General features: G+C 72.5%; 1 pseudogene. It reads right to left on the reverse strand.

Annotation, left to right across the window (positions count from 1 at the left end):
- Positions 1 to 658, reverse strand: a pseudogene (locus G7A99_RS23360) (dihydroorotase); the annotation flags it as partial.

Below are 658 nucleotides of genomic sequence, written 5' to 3' on the forward strand. Positions count from 1 at the left end.
GCTGTAGACGCCGGCGCAGCCGCACGCGTTCTCCTTGGCGGTACGCGGGTGCGGGGCGGAGTCCGTGCCCAGGAAGAAGCGCGGGTCCCCGGAGGTGGCCGCCTCCAGCAGCGCCTCCCGGTCGCGTTCGCGCTTGAGGATGGGCAGACAGTAATGGTGCGGGCGGATGCCGCCGACGAGCAGGTCGTTGCGGTTGAGCAGCAGGTGGTGCGCCGTGAGTGTGGCGCCCAGTCGGTCCGGGCCCTGGCGGACGAACTCGATCCCGGCGGCGGTGGTGACGTGTTCCAGCACCACCCGCAGCCGCGGGTGGCGCCCGATCAGCGGTGCCAGGCGTTCCCCGAGAAAGGCCCGCTCGCGGTCGAAGATGTCCACCCCGGGGGTGGTGACCTCGCCGTGGACGAGCAGCGGCAGGCCCGCCTCGGCCATGGCGGCCAGGGCGTCGTCGCAGCGGTCGAGGTCGGTGACGCCGGAGTCCGAGTTGGTGGTGGCGCCCGCCGGGTAGAGCTTGACCGCGTGCACGATGCCGCTCGCCGCGGCGGCCTCGATGTCCGCCGGCGTGGTGTTGTCGGTGAGATAGAGCGTCATCAGTGGCGTGAAGCCGGAGCCCGGCGGTATATGGCGCAGGATGCGCTCGCGGTAGGCCGCGGCCTTGCCTGCG

This window comes from Arhodomonas sp. KWT, assembly GCF_010993615.1.